20 protein-coding genes are annotated in these 23,367 nt (G+C 41.8%); 9 read left to right on the forward strand and 11 right to left on the reverse strand.

Annotated features, from left to right (window positions below; genetic code table 11):
- Positions 1-45 precede the first annotated feature (45 nt).
- Entirely contained in the window at positions 46-804 is a 759-nt protein-coding gene (locus tag AOG27_RS15890; protein ID WP_054553989.1) for an SDR family NAD(P)-dependent oxidoreductase, read from the reverse strand.
- A 110-nt stretch (positions 805-914) separates the two neighbouring features.
- Here AOG27_RS15890 and AOG27_RS15895 point away from each other — a divergent pair, with 110 nt between their 5' ends.
- Entirely contained in the window at positions 915-1,820 is a 906-nt protein-coding gene (locus AOG27_RS15895; protein WP_082389298.1) for a LysR family transcriptional regulator, read from the forward strand.
- Positions 1,821-1,844: 24 nt separating this feature from the next.
- Here the strand turns inward: AOG27_RS15895 and AOG27_RS21925 are convergent, their stop codons facing one another.
- The 4 genes from AOG27_RS21925 to AOG27_RS15910 form a co-directional block, all read right to left on the reverse strand.
- Positions 1,845-2,207, reverse strand: coding sequence for a hypothetical protein (locus tag AOG27_RS21925; RefSeq protein ID WP_327077891.1), 363 nt, complete (start codon positions 2,205-2,207; stop codon positions 1,845-1,847).
- Between the two features lie 42 nt (positions 2,208-2,249).
- Positions 2,250-2,942, reverse strand: a complete 693-nt coding sequence (locus AOG27_RS21930; RefSeq protein ID WP_327077892.1) for a serine hydrolase domain-containing protein — start codon at positions 2,940-2,942, stop codon at positions 2,250-2,252.
- 108 nt (positions 2,943-3,050) lie between these two features.
- On the reverse strand, positions 3,051-3,650 hold the full coding sequence (locus tag AOG27_RS15905) for a hypothetical protein (protein WP_054553991.1): 600 nt from the start codon (positions 3,648-3,650) through the stop codon (positions 3,051-3,053).
- 115 nt (positions 3,651-3,765) lie between these two features.
- Entirely contained in the window at positions 3,766-6,219 is a 2,454-nt protein-coding gene (locus AOG27_RS15910; protein ID WP_054553992.1) for a S9 family peptidase, read from the reverse strand.
- Between the two features lie 162 nt (positions 6,220-6,381).
- Here AOG27_RS15910 and AOG27_RS15915 point away from each other — a divergent pair, with 162 nt between their 5' ends.
- The 4 genes from AOG27_RS15915 (at position 6,382) to AOG27_RS15930 (ending at position 12,350) form a co-directional block, all read left to right on the forward strand.
- Complete coding sequence (locus AOG27_RS15915) at positions 6,382-7,389, forward strand: LacI family DNA-binding transcriptional regulator (RefSeq protein ID WP_054553993.1); 1,008 nt, start codon at positions 6,382-6,384, stop codon at positions 7,387-7,389.
- On the forward strand, positions 7,386-8,606 hold the full coding sequence (locus tag AOG27_RS15920; RefSeq protein ID WP_054553994.1) for a glycosyltransferase: 1,221 nt from the start codon (positions 7,386-7,388) through the stop codon (positions 8,604-8,606). Before AOG27_RS15915 ends, AOG27_RS15920 begins: the two co-directional genes overlap by 4 nt.
- A gap of 149 nt (positions 8,607-8,755) precedes the next feature.
- Complete coding sequence (locus tag AOG27_RS15925; RefSeq protein WP_082389304.1) at positions 8,756-9,982, forward strand: threonine/serine ThrE exporter family protein; 1,227 nt, start codon at positions 8,756-8,758, stop codon at positions 9,980-9,982.
- A gap of 127 nt (positions 9,983-10,109) precedes the next feature.
- A complete protein-coding gene (locus AOG27_RS15930) occupies positions 10,110-12,350 on the forward strand; it encodes a cytochrome c3 family protein (RefSeq protein ID WP_054553995.1) in 2,241 nt (746 codons plus the stop codon).
- 40 nt (positions 12,351-12,390) lie between these two features.
- Here AOG27_RS15930 and AOG27_RS15935 read toward each other — a convergent pair whose 3' ends face one another.
- Positions 12,391-13,887 carry an arylsulfatase gene (locus AOG27_RS15935; RefSeq protein WP_054553996.1) on the reverse strand — a complete coding sequence of 499 codons (1,497 nt, stop codon included), beginning with the start codon at positions 13,885-13,887 and terminating at the stop codon, positions 12,391-12,393.
- Between the two features lie 335 nt (positions 13,888-14,222).
- Between AOG27_RS15935 and AOG27_RS15940 the strand changes: the two genes are divergently transcribed.
- From AOG27_RS15940 to AOG27_RS15950, 3 genes are all read left to right on the forward strand, one after another.
- A complete protein-coding gene (locus tag AOG27_RS15940) occupies positions 14,223-15,014 on the forward strand; it encodes a hypothetical protein (protein WP_054553997.1) in 792 nt (263 codons plus the stop codon).
- Between the two features lie 42 nt (positions 15,015-15,056).
- Positions 15,057-16,226, forward strand: coding sequence for a BamA/TamA family outer membrane protein (locus tag AOG27_RS15945; RefSeq protein ID WP_235523708.1), 1,170 nt, complete (start codon positions 15,057-15,059; stop codon positions 16,224-16,226).
- Between the two features lie 110 nt (positions 16,227-16,336).
- On the forward strand, positions 16,337-16,798 hold the full coding sequence (locus AOG27_RS15950) for a hypothetical protein (RefSeq protein WP_054553999.1): 462 nt from the start codon (positions 16,337-16,339) through the stop codon (positions 16,796-16,798).
- A gap of 8 nt (positions 16,799-16,806) precedes the next feature.
- Here AOG27_RS15950 and map read toward each other — a convergent pair whose 3' ends face one another.
- The 4 genes from map to AOG27_RS15970 form a co-directional block, all read right to left on the reverse strand.
- Positions 16,807-17,589, reverse strand: a complete 783-nt coding sequence (gene map / locus AOG27_RS15955) for a type I methionyl aminopeptidase (RefSeq protein WP_054554000.1) — start codon at positions 17,587-17,589, stop codon at positions 16,807-16,809.
- Positions 17,582-17,788, reverse strand: a complete 207-nt coding sequence (locus AOG27_RS15960) for a ParD-like family protein (RefSeq protein WP_054554001.1) — start codon at positions 17,786-17,788, stop codon at positions 17,582-17,584. Before AOG27_RS15960 ends, map begins: the two co-directional genes overlap by 8 nt.
- 72 nt (positions 17,789-17,860) lie before the next feature.
- Complete coding sequence (locus AOG27_RS15965; protein ID WP_054554002.1) at positions 17,861-19,345, reverse strand: S41 family peptidase; 1,485 nt, start codon at positions 19,343-19,345, stop codon at positions 17,861-17,863.
- Between the two features lie 655 nt (positions 19,346-20,000).
- A complete protein-coding gene (locus AOG27_RS15970) occupies positions 20,001-21,521 on the reverse strand; it encodes an aldehyde dehydrogenase family protein (RefSeq protein WP_054554003.1) in 1,521 nt (506 codons plus the stop codon).
- Between the two features lie 177 nt (positions 21,522-21,698).
- Between AOG27_RS15970 and AOG27_RS15975 the strand changes: the two genes are divergently transcribed.
- Positions 21,699-22,607 (forward strand): AraC family transcriptional regulator, encoded by a 909-nt coding sequence (locus tag AOG27_RS15975; RefSeq protein ID WP_054554004.1) that lies wholly within the window; start codon positions 21,699-21,701, stop codon positions 22,605-22,607.
- On the opposite strand, the gene AOG27_RS15980 is transcribed toward AOG27_RS15975, so the two are convergent.
- The gene (locus AOG27_RS15980) at positions 22,597-23,268 is read right to left on the reverse strand and encodes a YoaK family protein (RefSeq protein WP_054554005.1); all 672 of its coding nucleotides are present in this window, start codon (positions 23,266-23,268) and stop codon (positions 22,597-22,599) included. The genes AOG27_RS15975 and AOG27_RS15980 overlap by 11 nt on opposite strands.
- Positions 23,269-23,367 lie beyond the last annotated feature (99 nt).

Raw genomic sequence — 23,367 nt, forward strand, 5'->3', positions numbered from 1 at the left:
CACATCCACTTAAATAAGCAAACATACACGCGATTGCTAACAGGCTTATAAAAACATACCGCCCGATGCTTCTATTCGTTGCCCGGTTACCCAACGGTTTTCATCACCGAGTAGCTGCGCAATCATAGGACCAATATCATCAGCTTGGCCAACGCGTCCCATGGCTGTAAATGAACTCACTAATTGCGCAACATGCTCATTATCACGGACAGCACCGCCACCAAAATCAGTGGCAATTGCGCCAGGCGCGACGACATTCACGGCAATATTGCGACCAGCAAGTTCCTTTGCCATGTATTTGGTTAATACTTCAACGGCCCCTTTCATGGTGGCGTAGGCCGCTTTTCCTGGTAATGCAAAACGTGTCAGCCCAGAAGATAAGTTAATAATACGCCCGCCATCATTGATCATCTCATGCAGTGTTTGTGTTAAGAAAAACACACCTTTAACATGTACATTCATCAAATTATCAAACATAGCTTCACTGGTATCAGCAAATGCACTATCACTGCCATGACCTGCGTTATTGATTAAATAATCAAATCGAGACGTTTGCCATTGTGTTGCCAAAGTACTTTCAAGTGTTTTTTTAAATTCAGCAAAACCTAAAATATCGCTCACATCAAGTTGAATGGCGACGGCTTTTGCCCCTAGCGCTGCAACTTCTTCTACAACTTGCTGCGCTTCATCTTTATGGCTTCTGTAAGTAAATACACAATCAATGTTCTTACGTGCCAAACTTAAAACTGTATTTTTACCTAAACCGCGATTACCACCTGTGATCACTGCAATTTTGTTGCTCATCGTGCTTACCCTTTTGCTTTGAAGTAATTGTGAGCAACCAGTATATTTACACTGCAAAACCAGATAAACCATGTAAAATTAAATTAACTGTTCGCAAATAACAAACAATCATGAATGAACTAAATGCCATGAAAACCTTTGTTCAGGTTGCAGAGCTAAAAAGCTTTTCGGCTGCAGCACTTGCACTGAGCATGCCTAAATCATCCGTCTCGCAGTTGGTCAAACAACTCGAAGATACGCTAGGTGCTCGGCTTCTAAACCGCACAACAAGGCGAGTTACGCTGACCAATGAAGGCACTGTGTTTTATCAGCGCTGCAAAGATATGCTTGCTGATATAGACGAACTACAAACCCTATTTCATAAAAAAGACGAAGCGTTATCAGGGCGTCTTAGAGTAGATATGCCACAGCCAATTAGTCGGCGCTTAGTGCTACCGAATCTAGACAGCTTTTTATCTGCACACCCGCAATTAGAGATTGAACTGAGTAGTTCTGACAGACGAGTTAACCTAATTGAAGAAGGCTTTGATTGTGTAGTGCGAGTCGGTAATTTAGAAGACTCATCGCTGATTGCGAAAAAAATTGGCCACTGCCCGATGATTAACTGTGTCAGCCCAGGTTATATTAAAAACTATGGCAACATCACTGAACTTAGCGATTTAGCCGAGCATTACATTGTTCGCTATAGCCAAACGCTCGGCCAACTTGACCCCGGCTTTGAATACCAAGATACGCAAGGCGATTGGCAAACCCTGACCATGAAATCACAGCTCACAGTCAACAATACTGATGCCTATAAAGCAGCGTGTGTAGCTGGGCTTGGCCTTATTCAAGTGCCTCGTCATGGAGTTCTTGACGAGCTTAGTCGTGGTGAACTTATCCAAGTTTTGCCTGACTATAATTTGCCGCCCATGCCTATGAATATCGTCTACCCAAATCGACGCCATTTACCAAGGCGTACCAGAGTGTTTATTGATTGGTTAAGCGAGCAATTAAAACCGATTGCGCATAGCTAAGATGCTTGCTATGTGCGCTTCAGTTTAACTACCTTTAATTACAGACAGCAGGAGTTGATCAATTTCATTATTCACTCCACCAACGCTACTATTGTTTAATATTACATAACCAATATTTTTATCTGTCACAGAGCGAGTTAAGGATGTCCAGCCTCTATTAAACCCTGCAAAACCTAGACTGTTATTCTCAGAGTCTACGACATAACTCATACTCCATCGCCCTCCTGTGTGAGGCTGAGCTTGAATCATATTTGCAATAAGCTGATTTGATAAAATATTTGAACCAATGTAATTACCTTGCTCATTTTTTAGCACTGCCTGATTAAACTTAGCTAAATCATCTGCAGTTGTTATAAAGCCAGCGGCAGCTGTTTCTGTAAAGTACACCATAGCTGTTTTGTTGCCATTCTCATCGTAAGGACTAGCCAGCTAAGCTGGAGAAATACGGTTGATATCAAACGAAGAATTTGTCATTCCGAGGGGTAAAAGAACGTTTTCAGTCATATAATTACTGAAAGATTGATTAGTCAGGTCTTCAATTAACAGCTGAACTATCGTGTAACCACCACCTGAGTATGACCATTTAGTGTCAGGTTCATGAATAATTTTAACGGCTCCATCACCCGTGTTATTGCCTTCTAATGACTCTACAAGAGTAGGTAATGGATCTTCAGCATTCCATCCATTGTAGCCACTTAATGAAAGCCCTGCAGTATGAGAGAGAATATTACGTAAAGTTACTTTGTTAGCATCAAACTGAGAATTCGGTATTTTCCAGCTTTTTAAGTAATCATTAATTGGTTTATCAAGTTCAACTTTACCTTGTTCAACTAGTATCATTGCGCCCCAAGCTGTAATCACTTTAGAAATGGAGCCAACATTGAATAAAGTTTTGTGTGTGATTGGGGTTCTATTTTCAGCGTCAGCATGGCCATAAGAATATGAACCAAGCACCTCATTCCCTTGAACAATCGATATAGCAATACCACGCGCTTTGCTTTTTTCAAGAATTAACGGGATCTCCTTATCTAGCACTTTAGAAAATTCTAAACTTTTGGTTTGTTTTGCATGTAATGAGCAAGACGATATTAAAAATAATATTAGAATTATAAACTTATTCATAAGCATCCTTGTTTTATAACGACCGCATCAAAGGCCTAATTTAATTGACTAAAATAGCATTCAAAGCAGAAACCAAGCACTTAGGACCTTCCCTTAAGCTATTGCCTGCTAAACTTTTAGAGCTGATAGTAACTTCTCAGCTTCATCAGATAGCTTAACGCGTTCATCCATTTCTGAAACATGCTTTAAGCGCGTGTAGATTTCAATATAACGTGTTCTTGCTTTTACAAAAGCCTCTGAATGATAGCAGCTGTAAATCCACTCCAGCTCTTGCTCTGATATGCTTTCGAGAACTCTGTGTGGTACTTCCTCACAATACTCTAACAGTGAGAAGTTTGTTAGATGGCGCATATCAATAGGCTCTACTTTTTCATCAAGTAGCCATGGCAATAAATATACATTCGAAAACATAGTTTCAGCTAATTCGTAAGACGCCTTATTAATATCACCAATACGAAAAGTTAGTATCGAACGACACAACATTTGCACTGGCTCACCCATATCATCAGGAAAGTGTGAATCATGCCACTGTATGTGTTGCTCAGCTTTTTTCATATCATTGAGTACGAGCAACAAAGGAAATATTAAATATCGCTTACCATAACCATCTGAGATACACCCATAATCTCTAATCTCTCGGTTAAAAGCAGATTTATAGCTAGATATCTTTGCTCGAATTTTCTTGTCGGTATCTGGAATTATAAACATGAACAACATTTCCTCTTATTTGCTAACCGCTTATCTACGAATAAGAATATGCAAGTAGGCAATACAAAAATCCCCGCTTAATGGGCGGGGATTCCTAACATGACCATTTAACAAATTACTGAGTGACACCGTCAGCGGCAACTGGCTCTGCGGGTTTTTCGTCACTTAATAAATATTTTTCTAACCACTGCTCTTGCTCCCAAAGTACATGCAGCAAGCTCTTACGAGCACGATAGCCATGCGCCTCATAAGGTAACATCACTAAGCGGGCTTCTTTACCTAGGCCTTTTAATGCAGCGTACATACGCTCACTTTGCATTGGGAAGGTACCCGAGTTTGGATCTTCTTGACCGTGGATCATCAGCATAGGCTCATTGATTTTCTCAGCATGGAAAAACGGTGACATCGCCGCGTACACATCTTGCGCTTGCCAAAAGTCACGCTCTTCACCTTGGAAACCAAATGGCGTTAGGGTGCGGTTGTAAGCACCACTGCGGGCAATACCGGTTTTAAATAAATCGCTGTGCGCTAATAAATTCGCCACCATAAAGGCACCATAAGAGTGACCAGCAATGGCAATGTTATCTTTATCTGCCACACCTTTTTCAACAAGTACATCTACCGCAGCCTTAGCACTTGCCACCAGCTGCTTACGGAATAAGTCGTTTGGCTCTTTACCATCAACACCCACAATTGGCATTTTCGGGTCGTCAAATACGGCAATACCTTTTGCAAGATAAGGCATTGGCCCCCAATAACCGATATAAGTAAACTCATAAGGCGACTCGCGCATTTGTGACGCAACGGCTTTATCTTTATATTCAAGCGGATAAGCCCACATTAGAACCGGTAACGGGCCTTGAGTTGAATCATAACCAGGCGGTAAATAAAGCGTACCACTAAGCTCAACGCCATCATCACGCTTGTATCGAATTAGCTCTTTAGTCACCCCTTTAAATTCTGGGTAAGGGTGCTCAAAAGTCGTAAGTTGAGTCAGGGTTTTATCGTCTAGGTCGCGAATAAAAAAGTTAGGTTGCTCAGTTTTAGATTCACGAATCGTAATTAAACGCTCGCCTTCATCATCAAGCATTGCACGCACACGCTCATAGTATGGCGCTTCTGATTGCCAAACACGTGTTGTGGAATTGGTTTTTACATCATATCGGTCTAAAAACGGAATATTACCTTGTTCAGAGGCACCGTTACCGCGTAAGAAAAGATAACGCCCGCCAACGACTTTTAATACGTCAGCACCTAAATCATTCTTTTCATAAATTGGGTAACCTGGATCTTTATACGCATCGTTATAGCTGCGCTCAGAAAATAGCACGCGGTTTTTATCTGCATTACGAGGTTGAATAACAAATGTGCGAACTTGTCGGTCGCTAAAGCGCCATTCAGATAACAGAGCAACATTACCGTTGCCCCAAGTAATTGAGTCAAAACGGCGTTCAACTTTCGCAAATAACTTAGCATCACGTTTAAAAGGTGCTCTTAGGCTATAAAGGTGATCGTGATAAGGCACGTCGGTTTTCATATCACCGCCGTCTTGTGCTTCTGCCCAAATGACTTCAGCGCCTTGATCTGCACGCCATTGAAATTCGCGGCGACCAGTACGCACACTGTCATAACCTTGTGGAATGTTATCTGCTAAAGGCTGCTTCGCAAGCTCTGCAAGCGTATAGCCACGCATGCCCCAAATTTGCCAAGTCGCAGCAAATCGGCTGTAAGGTACTTGATACGAAAAAGGCTCATCAATCATGCCAACCAAAATATTGGTTGAATCAGGCGAGACCGAAAACGATTTAATTAAGCCCGGTTGACCAATCGGTTGGCCTTGACCACTGAGAGGAATATAAGTCAGCTGGCTTTGGGCAAAGAACTTAAATTGTGCTTCATCGTATGGGCTAGTTAGCAGGTTTTGATAAGTACGCGCAGGCGCTTTTTCACCACTACTTTGCTGAATAACAGGCACAACCTGCGAGCTGTCGTTGCTGATACGTGCTTTACCAATATTGACCGCTGCATTAGCGACAATAGCGCTGCTATCTGGCAACCACGTATAAGGCGTGCGCGTTAGCACAGAATTAAGAGGTGTATCACTTAACTGGCGGGCTTGCTTAGTACTTACATTATAGACCCATAAGTTAGCACTCGATGCTTGTTCAACCACAAACGCCAAGTATTGACTGTCGCTTGACCAACTTGGTGAGCGTAAAATGCCATTAGGCAAACCAGATACAACAATTTCAGAGCCTGTTTCAACATGCTTAAGCACTAAAGATGTAAATTTATTACGCACTCGTGAGCGCGAAAAATTAGCAGGATTAAGCTTAATGCCCGCAAGTTTTAACTCTTCTTTGGCTAAGTCTTGTAAGGTATCGATGCGTTTTCTATCGAATAGCGCCAGCCACTGGCCATCATTCGATAAATAACTACTTGGTGCGAGCTTAGCGTCAACCACAGCAGCCAGTGCCGGCGATGGAGTTTGATAACCTTGATTAGCAAAACTGGGTGTGCAAACAGCTGCGCCAATGACTAGCGCAAAAAGCAGTTTAAATGCTTTCATGTTCGTTCCTTTTTCGTTTTTATTTTCGATTCTGTAAACAAGTAGAACATGTTTGCAGCATTTCATAAAGAGTTTCGACCCTTTTGGCAGCCAATCAGTGACTTAAACAGCTAAATTACGCTAAAATAAGAGCACTCTATTCGCCACTTTTTGCTAATAAAAATGAAAAAATCGACAGGCAAAGTCACAATTTGGGATGTTGCTGAACAAGCACAGGTTTCAAAGTCAACCGTGTCTTTGGTCCTTACCAACAGTGATAAGGTCAGTAAAAAAAGTAAAGAAAAAGTACTGGCTGCCATTGATAAGCTTGGCTATGTGTATAACCGCGATGCTGCAGCACTACGCAGCAAGCGCTCCAACCTAGTCGCGTTGGTTATAAATGACTTAACCAACCCGTATTCAGCTCAGCTTGCTGTTGGTCTCGAAAAACACATCTTTGAGCTTGGCATGCTGCCAATGCTGGTGAATATTGCAGAGTGTGTCGAAAGGCAAACTCAAGTGGTGAAAACCCTAAAAGAATACAACGTATCGGCATTTATTATGTGTCCAGCACCGGGGACAGAGCAGCAGTGGCAAGATGATTTAATAAATAGTGGTTTTCCGGTTATTAATATCATGCGTGAAATTCCGTTTTCAGCTGCGCCGTGTATTTTGCCTGATAACAAAAAAGGCACACATATTTCGACTAGCCATATTTTATCGCAAGGCATAGAAGAAGTTGCGTTTTTAGGCGGCACGGCTGAAATATCTGACTACCATGAACGTTTGAGTGGTTTTTTAGCTGCGCTTGAGCAATTTAATATCACTGACGAAAAACCCGTTATTCAAGCGCCGACAAACCGCCAAGGTGGCCGAGAAGCCTTTAATACCCTTATAAAACAAGCACCAAATACCAAAGCCATTGTCTGTTTTAATGATGTGATTGCTTACGGCGCGATTGAAGCTATGCGCCAACACGGCCTTGAACCGGGTAAAGACATTAAAGTTATTGGCTTTGATGACTTAGAAGATTCGCGCTTAATGTTGCCTTCTCTTTCAACCATCGCCATTAATGCCGATGAAATCGGTAAACGCACCTGTCAGGTGTTAAAAGAACTATTAGATAAATCAACGCCACCCGTTCGCACCTTGGTGGATGTTAACTTAAAAATACGAGATTCAAGTCAATGAAAAAAGTGTTAGTGATCGGCTATGTATGGCCTGAGCCTAATTCGTCGGCAGCCGGCACCCACATGATGTCACTCTTGCGCGCCTTTCGTGCAGAAAACTGGCAAGTTGAATTTGCAAGCCCAGCGCAAAAAACCGAACACATGGTGGATCTCAGCGAAGATGGCATTACCACACAGGTCATTGCATTAAACTGCTCAAGCTTTGATGAGTACGTGCAAGCGTATAACCCTGATATTGTGATGTTTGACCGCTTTATGATGGAAGAACAGTTCGGTTGGCGAGTCGATAAATACTGCCCTAACGCACTTAAAATTCTTGATACCGAAGATTTACAGTGCCTAAGAAATGCCCGTCACGAAGCTCATAAAGCAGGCCGAGAATTCAGCCATAGTGATTTACACAGCGATATTGCAAAGCGAGAAATCGCGGCAATTTTACGCTCAGAGATCAGCTTAATAATCTCGCATTACGAGATGCAGCTACTCAATGACGTTTTCAAAGTTGATAGCGCCCTACTTCACCATTTACCATTTTTGGTTGATTTACAGCATATTCCTACCAGCACCAAAGCATTTGCTGAGCGTAAGCACTTTATGACCATTGGTAATTTTCGTCATGCGCCAAACTGGGATGCAGTGTTGTACTTGCAACAGATTTGGCCGCTGATCCGCAAACAATTACCCGATGCTGAACTCCATATTTATGGCTCTTACCCACCGCCTAAGGCGACAGCGCTTAACAATCCAAAAACCGGCTTCTTAATCAAAGGCTGGGCAGATGATGCTTACCAAGTTATAGAAGATGCCCGAGTATGTTTATCGCCACTGCGTTTTGGGGCGGGTATTAAGGGTAAGTTACTCGAAGCGATGATCATGCAAACGCCGAGCGTAACAACCCCTATTGGTAGTGAAGGCATGCATCAAGATGAGCCTTGGTCAGGCGCAATCTGTGAAGATGCAAAGCAATTTGCAGGTGCTGCAGTAGCACTTTATCAAGATGAAGCGTTATTTACTCAGGCACAGCAAAATGGCCAGCAGTTATTGCAAAAATATTATGATAAATCAAAACTTCAGTCGCAGTTAATCGCTAAAATCACCACCATTAGTGAGTCATTAGCGCAGCATAGACAGCAAAATTTTACCGGCCAAATGCTTAAACATCACACCATGCGTTCGACCCAATACATGGCGCAGTGGATTGAAGCAAAAAATAAGTAATTTTGCCGTAAATAACACTAGACATAGCGGCTTTTGTCGCTAAAATCGCGCTGGTCAATTTAAGCGATATAGTCTAGCTATTAGACTATATCTTATTGAATTTTGGTCTATCCTTAACTGAACAATTTAACCTTTGGTTCAAAACGCCTTTGAAAACCGCAACGTTTACTGAAAAACGAAAATTTATCGTGAAGCTTGGCAAAATGCTTCATAAATACGGTACACCTGCATACCGACTAGAAGCGCACTTAATGGAAGTTGCGACTTACCTCGGTTTAAAATCATCTTTTGTTATGTCGCCAACATCCGTGACTTTTGTGATCTGGACAGATGGTCACGAAGAAGAGTATACCCATGTGGCGCGTGTTGATCCGGGCGATCATGACTTAGGCTCGCTGGCAGATACCGATGACTTAGTAAACAAAATGCTTAATGGCGAGCTGACGCTACAAGAAGTCGATAAACAGCTCGATATTATTTACACCATGCCAAACCCATATAATAAATTTATGACTGGCGTTGCATTTGCGACCTCAGGTGGGGCATTTGCCATGTTGATGGGGACTAGCTGGAATGATGTATTTTGGTCAGCACTGATCACCTTAGTGGTGTATTTATTTGTACTTTGGTCAACACGCTCTAAGCGTGTTGCGCATATGCTTGAACCATTAGTTGCCATTGTTTCTGCGATGATTGCCTGCGCTGTAAGCGTATACCTTGATGCCCAAATAAACATACGACTGGTGGTACTTTCAGCCATCATTGTATTTATACCCGGCTTAGCATTAGCCCTCGGTTTAGCAGAGTTAGCGGCAAGGCATTTAGTATCTGGTACAGCTCGGGTGATGGACTCATTCATGCTGTTGTTTAAACTGTATTTTGGTGCTTTTATTGGTATCGGTATTGGTTTTGCTATTTTTGGACAAAGTGATTTTGTGCAACCGGAACCATTACCAAAGTGGACAGCCTGGCTTGCTATCTTCATGTTATGTAGCAGCCTAATCGTTATTTTTAGAACAAAATTAAAGCATGCAGTTTGGTCAATCGCTTCTGGCTTTATCGCGTATGGCACAAGTATTGGTTCAGCCATGTATCTAGACTACACATTAGGTACATTTGTTGGTGCTTTATCTGTCGGGGTATTCAGTAACTTGTTTAACCGTGTTGCAAATGCACCCGCCTCTATTGTAGCCATGCAAGGTTTAATTGTTTTAGTACCTGGAAGTAAAACCTATATCGGTTTGAATTCATTAATTGAAGGTCAAGATTTCGTTTATGCGGAGCATATAGGCCAACAAACCTTCTTGATATTTATGTCATTAGTGGCGGGGCTTATCTTCGCTAACGTTGCGCTGCCACCGAAGAAAAGTCTATAACTTACTAAGCCCGAGCTTCTCGGGCTTTTTTATATCCTCGTTTTAACAAGCCGACTTTGCTTATCAGTAACAAACTGATATAACTCATAAGTGCATGTGGTAAAAAATAAAAAGGATTTATTCTGTGATGAGATTGGCTTGGCTGTTATGTAGCTTTTTCGCATTTAGTGTGTTTGCAGAGTCCCAGTGTGTTAACTGTCATCAAAGCCAAGTTGCAGACTGGCAAACATCCCATCATTTTCATGCTATGGAAAAAGCCACTCCCGCTTCAGTGCTTGGCAATTTCAACGAACAAACCCTCGACTATCAAGGCCAGCAAGCGCGCTTTTTTCAAAAAGATCAACAACTTTTTATAAGCATGCCAAACCTTGATGGCAAGTTGACTGACTACTCTGTTTTATACACATTTGGCTATGAGCCATTGCAGCAATACATGTTTAATATGGGCAAAGGCCACATACAACTGTTTCCATTTGCGTGGGACTCACGCAGTAAAACAGAAGGCGGTCAGCGCTGGTTTGTACTGCATCCTGAGCAGAAACAACACGACCTTTTTCATTGGTCGCAAAAAGGCCAAAACTGGAATCATATGTGTGCCGATTGCCACTCAACTGATTTCAAAAAGCAATTTGACCTTAAAACGAATAGCTTTGATTCAACTTATTCAAGCATTAACGTGAGCTGTAAAGCGTGTCATGGCGACACACAAGCGCATTTAAAATGGGCTGATGGCGATAGCAGTATTGCTGATAAAGGCTTTGCGCATAATATTAAAAAGCAAACCCCGCTGTTTACCCAAGAAGTCGATGGCAGTATGCAAAGCGTGCAGCCTCTGGTAAAAAGCGAGCAAGTGCAAGTGTGTGCAACATGCCATGCTCGCCGCTCACAGCTTGATGACCGCAAAGACCCACATAGCTTTTTACAACACTTTCAAGGCTCATTACTCACTCCAGAGCTTTATCACGTTGATGGTCAAGTGTGGGACGAAGACTATGTTTGGGGTTCATTTTTACAAAGTAAAATGTTCAATGCCGGGGTAACATGTAGTAACTGCCATAACCCTCATTCGGGTAAATTAAAGCTACCGGGTAATCAAACCTGTACGCAATGTCATAGCCAAGAGGTGTTCGACACGCCAAAACATCACGGTCATAAAGTGGCAAGTACTGGTAGCCAATGTGTTGATTGTCATATGCCTGCCACCACCTATATGCAAGTGGATGCAAGGCGCGACCACAGCTTTCGGGTACCTCGTCCAGACTTAACATTAAAAACCAATGCCCCAAATGCCTGTAATAGCTGCCATGAAGACAAGACGCCACAATGGGCGGTTGCTAAAATAAAAGGCTGGCATCCACATTCAAAGCACCTTGGCACTGCGCATTTTTCTGAGGCGTTTCATGCCGCGGATAACCGTTTGCCTAATGCATCAACCATGCTGACCAAAATCGTGCAAGATAAAGGCTTTCCTGAGATCATCCGTGCATCAGCATTAAGCCGCTTAGCCGCAAGCCAAGATAACAATGCTGTCGTCGCGATTGCTCGCTCAGTAAAAGACAGCGAACCATTAAAACGCCAAGCAGCCATTGAGGCGGCGATGCCGTTTGATATCAACCAGCGCTGGCGCCTGTTGAACCCGCTTTTAGATGATGAAAATTTGCCTATCAGAGCCGAAGCTGCACGAGCACTTGCAGGTATGTTAATTCAACCCTTCCCTACGGGGCTCAATGAGCAAGACAGCAAACGTTTAAATGCAGCCCTTGATGAATACAAAGGCATTCAAGAGTACCAAGCAGAGCGTGGCTATTCACACACCAATTTAGGCAATTTGGCGCTCACATTACAAAAGCCTGAGCAAGCCAAAGCACATTACCTGCAAGCAATCAGTGTTGAGCCTATTTTTGCTCCCGCTTATGTCAATTTAGCAGATTTATACCGTAATCAAGGCGATGAAAAAGCAGCGCAAGTCATCTTAAAACAAGGCTTAGACGTTAACCTAGAAAGCGCCGACATACATTATGCCCTGGCAATGAGCCTTATTCGCGCAAAACAAAAAAACACCGCTCTTAACCATTTACAAAAAGCAGCGCAGTTTGCACAAGAAAATGCAAACTATCAGTTTACCTACGCCCTGCTATTACAAGATTTAGGCAACATGCCAGCGGCCATCTCAGCCCTTGAGCGCGCATTTAATTTAACACCGAATAACCCAGATATCAGCTACAGTTTGGCACAGTGGTATGTGGCAGAAGAGAACTACAGCCAAGCGCTGTTTTATGCCAGAAACCTAGCCCGCTTGGTACCGGGTAACCAGCAAGTTGAGCAGTTTGTGAAACAGCTCGAAATGATGAATAGCATTAATCATTAAAAAAGGGCCTAATCGGCCCTTTTCAACTTATGGTTAATAATTAATGCCCATAGTTTAGTGATTTTGCTTTTTCGATTGCTTCATTCACGTTAAGTGACGCCGCTTCTTGACGTGGTGGGAATTCAACAAAGGTTTGAACATGTTCATTTAACTTAGCAATAATCGGCTGCATCAACCAACTCTTACGCATGATTTGATGAAAACCAGTTACCCCATCATAGTGTTCTAATGGATCTTTACGTAAATTAAATAATTTAGGCATACTGTGAGTTACCATATCTTCGTAATATAAGCCATTTGGTTTGGTTGCGAAGTGCATTTTCCATGGACCAAAACGTACCGCCGTAAGTTGTGACTCATAGTAATAAAAGAAATAGTTACGTGCAGATTTATCAGCTTTACCAGTCCAATAAGCTAGGTTGTTTTCACCATCAATATACACTTTGTCTGACTTTTTAAGCTTTTCACGTAAGTTCTTTTCACCTAATGCAGCCGCAACTGTAGGGAAAACATCTTCATGTGATGAAATGCCATTGAGCTTTAAGCCTTTTGGTATTTCATCAGGCCAGCGTACCAAGAAAGGCACGCGCACGCCCCCTTCCCAGGTTGTCATTTTTTCACCACGGAACTCAGTGGTTCCTGCATCAGGCCAGCTTGATTGCTCAGGACCATTATCGCTGGTGTAAATAACAATGGTGTTATCGGCAATTTTTAGCTCATCAAGTTTATCTAGTAGCTTGCCAACATGACCATCATGCTCCATCAAGCCACTACCAAAAATATCTTCTTCAGAACTAATGCCTGTCGCTAAATTTCGGCTTTCAGGTTTTAGGTGTGTGTAAACATGCATACGACTTGTGGCATGCCAAATAAAGAATGGTTTTTTCGCTTTAACTGCGCGTTCCATAAAGTTAAGTGAGCGCTCTAACACTTCTTCATCAAACGTTTCCATTCGTTTGCGAGTAAGTGGGCCAGTATCAGTGATTTTGCCATTGGCGTAAGATTCAATCACACCACGCGGGCCAAACTTTTTAACAAACTTAGGATCTTTAGGGTAATCAGCCTGCTCGGGTTCTTCAGACACATTTAAGTGGTACAAATTTCCGTAAAATTCATCAAAGCCATGCTTTGTTGGTAAGTGCTCATCTAAATCACCTAAATGATTTTTACCATATTGAGCCGTCATATAACCGCGAGCTTTTAAAAATTCGGCTAAGGTAGGATCGGCTTCTTTTATACCAAGAGGGTTACCAGGTTGACCTACCGTGGTTAAGCCTGTCCGCACAGGCAACTGCCCCATTAAAAATGCTGCACGGCCCGCAGTACAGCTAGGTTGTGCATAATGATCAGTAAACAATGCACCTTCGTTAGCAATGCGATCAATATTAGGGGTTGGGTAGGTCATACCGTGCGAGTATGCACTGAGTGAGATTGGCGCAACGTCATCAACCATTATGGCCAATACGTTTGGCTTATCAGCTGCAAGGCTTACCGTTGAAACCAAACCGCAAATAGCTGCCGCTATTAGTTTTTTCATAAATCATCCTTTATTAGTTAAAGCAATACCTTTCACTCACAATGAGCTTTCATCAGTATAGATGAAAAAACGGTCGATTCTAGCACTTACCTTTATATACATTGGCCTCTATCAATAAAACCACCTATTTTCTATAAACCGCTTTTGAAATTAATAATTAATACCTAACAACAAATACTTAGTGAACTTTTTAGCTATACTAAAAAACTAATACCCCATAAATTTTAACTACTGGATCCCCATATTTTCGCCCTCAATTAGGATTGAACAAGAACAAAAAATAGACTATAACTAACTAATGAAAAAGCCTTTTTATCTCTGTGTAAGGACAACACATGACTTCATATCACCTCATCACACTAATTAGTATTGGGGTTTCATTTTCCAGTTATGCGGATAATCAAAAAGAAGTACAAGACATGTCAGATCCTCTGGCTGTTTATACTCAAATAGGCTTTGGTACCACTAACAAAGGGCTAAACTTAAAAGTAGGCCAAGCATACGACACAGGTATCGCAACAACTGCCGGAATGAATGTTATTGAAGTAAAAGGCATATATGGCGATGCACTAGGCTGGGAAAGCGACAGCAAAACAACAGATTCTATCGACTCGTTTCGCTTTCGAAACTTCTCTGTTGATTTGAGCTCTATGAGTGCAACGCAAATTGATGCTAACTATAACCTTAATGCCAATCTTGTTGCTGACGAAAGTATGGATGTTTCGTACAGCTTTATTAAAGCTTTAAAACCTATGGGACGTTTCACGTTCTATCCGTTAGCTGGTGTGGGTGCATCGCTTGGTGAAAATACCCTAGAAGATGACGGCAGTCGTGACAGTGGTTATTCCATTATGGGTGCTTATGGTTTAGTGGGTATGTACGCTAAAGTGACAATTAACGATAAAATATGGCTTAACTACAATCCATTTTGGCTAACCACTATCGGCGGTAGTGATAACTACAAAGACCATTACTATGGGTTAAACCAAAGCCGTATTTTAACTCATGAATTCGCCGCAAGTTACCAAATAAACCCGCGAATGAATCTCCGCTATTTTGCAAATTGGAATGAAAACGTTGACTTTGTGGATGGCGACCACCGTCTCGAGTTTAATTATCAACTATAAATTAAGATTTGAAGAAAAATAAACTACAGGGTAAGGGATTAAGTGAAAAAAGTAGTACTAATAAATATGTTGGCGGTAAGTTTACTAAGCACTGAAAGCTTTGCATCAAGTTACGATGAATATGCAATAAAACCTGCCGAGCAACAATTAAGCAATCAACAACAAAAAGTTGATGAACCTATTTCATTTTTGCCCATCCCGACGTTTATTACAGAACCAGCTGTAGGGCCTGGCCTTGGTGTTGTTGGCCTTTTTTTTCATGACAACGAGAAAAAGGCTAAAAAGAAGAAAAAAGAGGGCTCTACCCTACCACAAAGCATTAGTTTAGTGGGCCTAGTGGGCACTAAAAATGGCACCAAAGGCGGCGCTGTTGGTCACATTACGTTTTGGGATGAAGACCGTATTCGCTATCAAGGGATTGTTGGCTGGGCGAGTATCAATCTTGATTTTTATACCTTCGACGAAATAAAGCTTCTCACGCCATTATCGTTAAATATTGAAGGTCCTGCTGTGTTCCAAAATCTTAAGTTACGCTATGACGATAGTAACTTCTTTTACGGTTTTAAACAGATTTATCGCCAAGTTGATATTAGCTTAGCCGATAACCCTATCGAAGATTTTTTACTTGAAAACGACATTATCAAGGAGCACCTTTCACTTGATGTAAATACGTCAGGTATCGGTCCGCTACTGGAATACGATAGCCGAGATAACCCGCTTAACCCTGAACGTGGCTTTAATTACAAGGCCGAATATTTATATTTTGATGAGGCTATTGGCAGTAAGGTTGATTACACCAGTCTAAAGCTAACCGCCTTAAACTATTGGCGTTACACCGATAAGTTTAATTTTGCTTTACGTATGCAGTATGACTCGGTTAATAATCGAGGTGAGAAACGCTTACCGGTTTACATTCCGCCAAGTATTAGCTTGCGTGGGGTGTCAGCAACGCGTTATCAAGGCCTAGATGTATTTGTTACTGAAGCTGAAGCAAGCTATAAAGTCACACATAAAATAAAACTCAATGTGTTTACTGGTATGGGCTGGGCAGCCGATAGCTTTTCTGACTTATCAAAGGCTGAAACCATTGATACTGTGGGTGCAGGGTTTCGCTATTTGATTGATGAACATTACGGTATCAGCATTGGTTTAGATGTAGCCCATGGTCCTGAACAAAATGCTATATACATTCAAGCAGGTTCTACCTGGTAGCAAAACCAGTGCTTTTTCACTAGTTTTTAAGAAAATCCAAACCAAAAGATTGAATTCGTTGATTTCACTGCTATTATCAAAAGCTCAATAAACATTCAGGGATTGAACGGATGCATAAAAAAGTATCAACAAACCATTATCCATTCAAAAACTTTAAACCTCACGGCCTTGTTGAGTTTTATCAACGTGAAAATACACTTTTAACAACCGCAACAGGTCCTTTCAATGAAGAGATTATTGACGCGCACTCTTTTATGCAAAAGGATTACATCAATAAGCTCAACGCTGATTACGGCCAGTGGTTTGAATTAGTTGAATTTAAAAATTCGTGTATGGCAACCCCTGATGCACTTGAAAAGTTAATGGTGTATTTTGTTGAGCTCAAGCGTAAGGGCATTGCACCAGCCAAAACAGCCTTAGTCATAAAAGATGGGCTTGAAGGCGGTAGCTTGCTGAGTGATACCTACTGCAATTTGTATAAACGAGCAGGCTTGATAATGAATGTATTTAAGTCAAAAACAGCGGCCCTTAACTGGTTAGCAGAAGAGCCCGTTGCTGAATTAGCCTGTTAACACACAATTTATTTTAAAAAGTGTTGCTCTTCTTCGCGTAAGGTCAACACTTCAACCCCCTCAGCCGTTACCGCTACAGTGTGCTCCCATTGTGCAGAAAGCTTTTTATCTCTTGTAACCACAGTCCAGCCATCAGGCTTGGTTTTTACTTTAGCAGCCCCTTGATTGATCATTGGCTCAATTGTAAAGGTCATCCCCTCTTTTAATACCAGCCCGGTATTTTTCTTGCCATAATGTAATACCTGTGGCTCTTCGTGCATTTGCTGGCCGATACCATGACCACAGTATTCTTTAACCACACTATAACCATGTTGATGAGCAAAGTTTGCAATCGCATTACCAATATCCCCCAGCCTCACGCCTGGTTTTACCATTTTAATCGCGTGCCAAAGAGCTTGCTGAGTGGTGTCTACCAAACGCTTTGCTAAAGGCGATACATCTCCAATTAAGTACATTTTGCTCGAGTCAGCTAAATAGCCATTTTTCTCAAGAGTGATATCAATATTCACAATATCGCCTGCTTTTAAAATACCCTTCTCGCTTGGAAAACCATGACATACCACCTCGTTCACAGAAGCATTTAGTACATAAGGGTAGCCGTACTGCCCTTTACTTGATGGCCTTGCTTGTAACTGCTCAACAATGTAGCGTTCGACGAGATCGTTTATTTCCATTGTCGTCACTCCCTCTTTTACAAAAGGGTCGAGATAAGCAAATACATCAGCAAGTAATCGACCAGACTCTCGCATCAAAGCAATTTCGTCTGCATTTTTAATTACAACTTTACTCATAACTCACATCCTTAGCCTTCACATCAGCTTGACGAAGTTGCTCTTTGATAATATCGCTGTAAGTCATGGTGGGGTTAAGCTCTGCAAGCATCCCTATTTTAATCCAATACTCAGATTGTGAGTTGATTGAGCGCACCATCGCTGTGCTTGCTTTACGGATTTCTTCGTGTAGCTCATCGCTTATTTTGACAATACCCATCATGTGACCTATATATGAAACGTATATAGATCGTATTCATATAATATAAAAAAGCAAGAAGAACTTGTTTAATTACAACTCAGCAATCATTTTAACAAGCGCTTGCGTTGTCCATTCAAGTTCATTGAATTGAATATCAGGTTGATAATAAAAGCCTTTTTCTCGGGGTCTGTTCACATAGACCTTTATCGGCAGAATGACTTTAGCAAAACCTGAAGGTAGGGTTTCGAGCCTCACTTCCATATAGGTAGAATCGGTACTACTTGGTGCGCCAACTAACTGTGTGTTTGCAAATAATTTAAAACTATCAAGTGCGTCTAAACAGGCGCTGGCACATTGCCCTGGCACAATCACATAAACCGGTGTAGTAAACTTGCTGGCGTCTTTTGGTAATGCTGGCTGCTCTGCTGCAGGTATCTCAACATAAAAATGTTCACCTTTTTCATAAGCCGCCTGCATACTTTCGTGAGTCGTCTTTAACCATTGATACCAAGGGCTAGCTTTATCATAGCTTGCGACTACATCGCCAAAATAGTCAGTATTGCCTTTAGAAGCACGCCACCACACTTGGGTATTTTTGTGTAACTCATAGCGGCCATATTTAAACTGTTCACTACCCCAAAGTGCTGAGGCTATTTGCTCACTCCACATCGATGAGCCACCTTGATTATGGCGAAGATCAAGCACCACAGCTTTAGCTTGCATTAACTTATCATGTTGCTGTTCAATGGCGCTCAGCATCGTTTGGTAATCTGCTTGCTGCTGCTCATTGGGTGCATACGTTGGCATACTGATCCACGCAATATCCTTTAAAGGCCAATTAAGCGCAATTGGTAACTTGTCGCCGTTGTAAGCATGTTTAAGTTTACCACTGACATCATCAGGCCTAATACGCCAATTTAACTTTAAGCTGTAAACAGAGCCGTTGGCTTTTTCAAATGTGCAGCTTTCAAGTGGCGATAAAAACGGGTTTCCGTCATCAATAGTTAGTCGCCAGCCATGATTCCACCAACTACCAGGTTGCTCAACTTCGCCGTAATAGCGAAAAACACGTTCAACGAGCAAAGTATTAATTGCCGTATTATCACAGCTTACGAGCTTATCGCCCTTGGCAACTGTATCTAATTCGCTGTAATACACTTTTAACGCATCACCGCGCCATACAGTTGAAAAGCCCGGCCAACTTCTTTGTGGTTTTAATTCACTTGGTAAGGTATCAATCGCTCCCGCATGACCATCTTGTAGTACAGTTCTAAAACGTGCAATAGCCGCAGCAAAACCTTGTGAACTATGCGCTTTTACAGCCAGCTTTAAGCCTTCTTGCTTTGCTTTTTCAAGCTGTTTAGCAAAACCAGGGTTACGTGCATCATGCATCCCTGGGTGATTGATAACCGATAATTGATAAGCCGCTTCAACATCTTTTATAGCAAGTTCAGACCAATTAATTTCAGAGTGAGTGACTGTACGCCCCTCATCGGCGCGACATAGATTAACACCAAAAGGGCTAAAGTTTAGAGCTGTAAAGATGAGTGATAAGTAAAGCGTCAAGCGTTTCATAAAAATCCATTTTAAATAATTATTATGTTTAAAAAACACCCTATTTAATCACTAAGGCATTGTTGTGGCAATAAAAAGTACTTCACATGCTAATAGATTAAAAAAATTCATCTATCAGGTTTATTTTAATCGTTTGTCGAATTAGAAGGATTACTCTAAAGTTAACTCATCAGCGCTTTTAAGCTAAACAGCTTCACACCATTGAGCGTGTTTGCGCTAACCGAATTGTTGTCACAAAAAGTCTAGCTTGTGTGTTCTCTGGGCTTTTTTATATACCGAGTCACTGCATACGTGGTGACTCAACCAAATTGTTGTCAAAAGCTTAGTTTGTGTGTTCTCTAAGCTTTTTTATTCCGAGTCATCGCACACGCGGTGACTCACCAAATTGTTGTCAAAAGCTTAGTTTGTGTGTTCTCTAAGCTTTTTTATTCCGAGTCATCGCACACGCGGTGACTCACCAAATTGTTGTCAAAAGCTTAGTTTGTGTGTTCTCTAAGCTTTTTTATTCCGAGTCACTGCACACGCGGTGACTCCACCAAATTGTTGTCGAAAAGCCTGGCTTGTGTGTTCGCCTGGCTTTTTTATGCCCGTTATAAAATAAAAACGCCACTAGATGTGGCGTTTGGGTAGTTTCGACAACAATAAGAAATTGCTTTTAGAAGAAGCCCAGTGGATTCTCACTGTAACTTACTAATAGGTTTTTAGTTTGTTGGTAATGATCAAGGGCAAGTTTATGTGTTTCGCGGCCTATGCCTGACTTTTTATAACCACCAAACGCAGCGTGTGCTGGGTACATGTGATAGCAGTTGGTCCAAACACGGCCCGCTTCAATCTTACGACCAAAGTGATAAGCACGGTTCATGTTTCGACTCCATACACCAGCACCTAAGCCAAACTCAGAACTATTAGCAAGGGCTAACGCTTCGTCTTCATCTTTAAAAGTCGACATTGAAATAACCGGGCCAAAAATCTCTTCTTGGAACACGCGCATGTCGTTAGTGCCTTTTAATAGCGTTGGTTGAATGTAGTAACCGCCATTAAACTCATCAGACAGTTGCTCGACTTCGCCGCCAGCGAGAACTTCGGCCCCTTCTTGTTTACCAATTTCGATGTAGCTTAGGATCTTATCAAACTGAGCTTGTGATGCTTGAGCACCCACCATAGTTTCGGTATCAAGTGGATTACCCCGTTTAATTTGTAGAGTTCGGGCAAGAACACGCTCAATAAATTGCTCATAAATATCTTCTTGAATAAATAAACGCGATGGACACGTACACACTTCACCTTGGTTAAAGTACGCAAGTACAGCCCCTTCAATCGCTTTACTCAAAAACTCATCGTCTTTTTCCATGACATCGTTAAAGAAGATATTTGGTGATTTACCACCTAGCTCAACCGTCGAAGGAATAATATTATCAGCAGCGCATTTTAAAATATGTGAACCCACTGGCGTTGAGCCTGTAAAGGCAATCTTCGCAATTCGAGTACTGGTTGCCAGCGCTTCGCCTGCTTCTTTACCATAGCCGTTAACCACATTTAGAACACCTGCAGGCAATAAATCACCAATCACTTCAAGCAACACTAATATAGATGTAGGCGTTTGTTCAGCTGGTTTTAAAACAATACAGTTACCCGCAGCAAGGGCTGGTGCAAGTTTCCACGCCGCCATTAACAATGGAAAGTTCCAAGGAATAATTTGCCCTACTACACCCAGTGGCTCATGAAAATGATAGGCAACCGTGGTTTCGTCTATCTCACCGATTGAACCTTCTTGCGCACGCACACAACCTGCGAAATAGCGAAAGTGATCAGCCGCGAGTGGCACGTCTGCCGCAAGTGTTTCACGGATTGCTTTACCGTTATCCCAGGTTTCGGCCACTGCCAGCATTTCTAGGTTTTGTTCAATGCGATCAGCAATTTTTAATAAGATATTGCTACGCTCGGTAACCGACGTTGTTCCCCATGCCGCTTTTGCATCGTGGGCTTTATCAAGTGCCAGCTCGATATCTTCTTTTGATGAACGAGGTACTTTACAAAACACTTTGCCGTTTACTGGACTAATGTTTTCAAAGTATTCTCCTTTTACAGGGGCAACCCACTGGCCACCAATATAATTCTCATACTGCGCTTTAAAGTTAACTTTTGCACCTTCACTGCCTGGATTTGCATAAATCATAATGTGTTCTCTCTTCAAATTGTTGTGTTTTATTTAGCATTGACTAAATTATGCGGTAGGTTATTGTTTAATGAACCGCTAACAATTGAAGTTAGCTCAGTTACTGAAAACACACTTGATTCCTAGTCCAGACTTTTTGACTATTTGTCCAGAATTTAGGACGACAGCGAGGCAACAATGAACACATCAGTTAGTAGCAGAAGTTTAGATAAAAAACGACAACGTATTGATGTGCTTATTGAAAATAAAGTCAGTTTTGCGGGCGAACATGCCGAATTAAGTATTTACGACACCTATTTAGATGCCCAAAAAGTGGCGTTACATTCCACTGAATTATTATTTTGTGGCATGATCAGCGGTAAAAAAATCATGCATGTTGCCGACAGTGATTATCATGAAGAGTTTTTACCAAACCAATCATTTGTACTTGCCCCAGAGCAAGGGGTGCTAATAGACTTTCCCAATGCATCTCTCAATCAGCCAACAACCTGTTTAGCGATTGAAATCAGTACCGATAAAATAAGCCAAGTAGTTGATGCTCTTAATTTTAACCAGCAAATTACCCAGGATGACTTTTTTCAATATCAAACCAAGTTAGTGCACGCCCAGCATAACCCGCAAACTCAGCAACTGCTTGAGCGGATGATCACCCTATTTAGCGAAAATGAACAACACCGCGATTACTTAATTGATTTATCACTTAATGAACTCATAACCCGCCTGTTACAGCAGCAAAGCCGAGATTTAATGATTGCAAGTTGTAAGCAAGGCAAGCTCGCAACCCCGTTAAGTCATGTAATTAGTTATATAGAACAGCACCTTGCTGAGAATATTGATATTGATGTGTTATGTAAAATAGCCTGTATGAGCCGCAGTAAATTTTATCAGCAATTTAAACTAGCCTTTGGTGTTACGCCCGCTCTTTGGCAACAACAATTACGCTTACAAAAAGCGTATAAATTGCTCGAGAAAGGCGAGGCGATTAGCCAAGTTTGTTACCAATTAGGCTTTAATAACCCAAGTCATTTTAGCCGTGTATTTAAACAGGCCTTTGGCGCAACCCCAAAAAGTATCGCTAATCATTAAGTTCTGGATTGCGATGAGAATAAACGCGATAGGTTAAGGCGAGTAAAATACAAATGGCACTTGGTACATAAAGCGCCGCAAAGGTCATTTTTGCAAATAACCACGCCCCTGCTAAGCCACCAAATATAAAGCCAATAATGATTAGGCCGAACAGCTTAGCCTTACGTTTATCAAGCGCCTCGCCACGTAAAACCCGACCAAACATAATACCTAAATCAGTAAAAATACCCGTAACATGGGTAGTACGCACAATTGCACCACTGTAAGTTGTTGCCAAGGCGTTTTGTAACCCACATGCCGCAGACGCTAAAAAATGTCCATAGCCCGAGCCATTAAATAATAACCAAAGTGCGCCCAGTAAAAGCCCTGCTTCGATCAGCAATGCCGTGTCGTAATGACGACCTAGTTTAAGTGCTGAACTATGTAGCAAAAAACCAGCAATACCAGACCCAACTAAAAATGACAGTAATACACCTAATAAATGTAAAGCATCAAGGCTATTGCCATGCATGAGTTCTGTGCTAAGCAAGGTGGCAGTTCCCGATAAATGCGACACCGCTTGATGCTCAAAGCTAAGTAAACCAACCGCATTCACACATCCAGCCACCAGCGCCAAAATAAATGCGCCAATCTCAACCCATTTTGGTAACTTAGAAATCACTCGCTACTCGCCTTTTTCTCACCCTCGTACTCATTCTTTTATGGTACGCCTATTTTTATAACTAAAAACACTTTTTTTCGACTCTTTATATGGTAATTT

This window comes from Pseudoalteromonas lipolytica, from assembly GCF_001306915.1.
GTDB classification, from domain to species: Bacteria; Pseudomonadota; Gammaproteobacteria; order Enterobacterales; family Alteromonadaceae; genus Pseudoalteromonas; species Pseudoalteromonas simplex.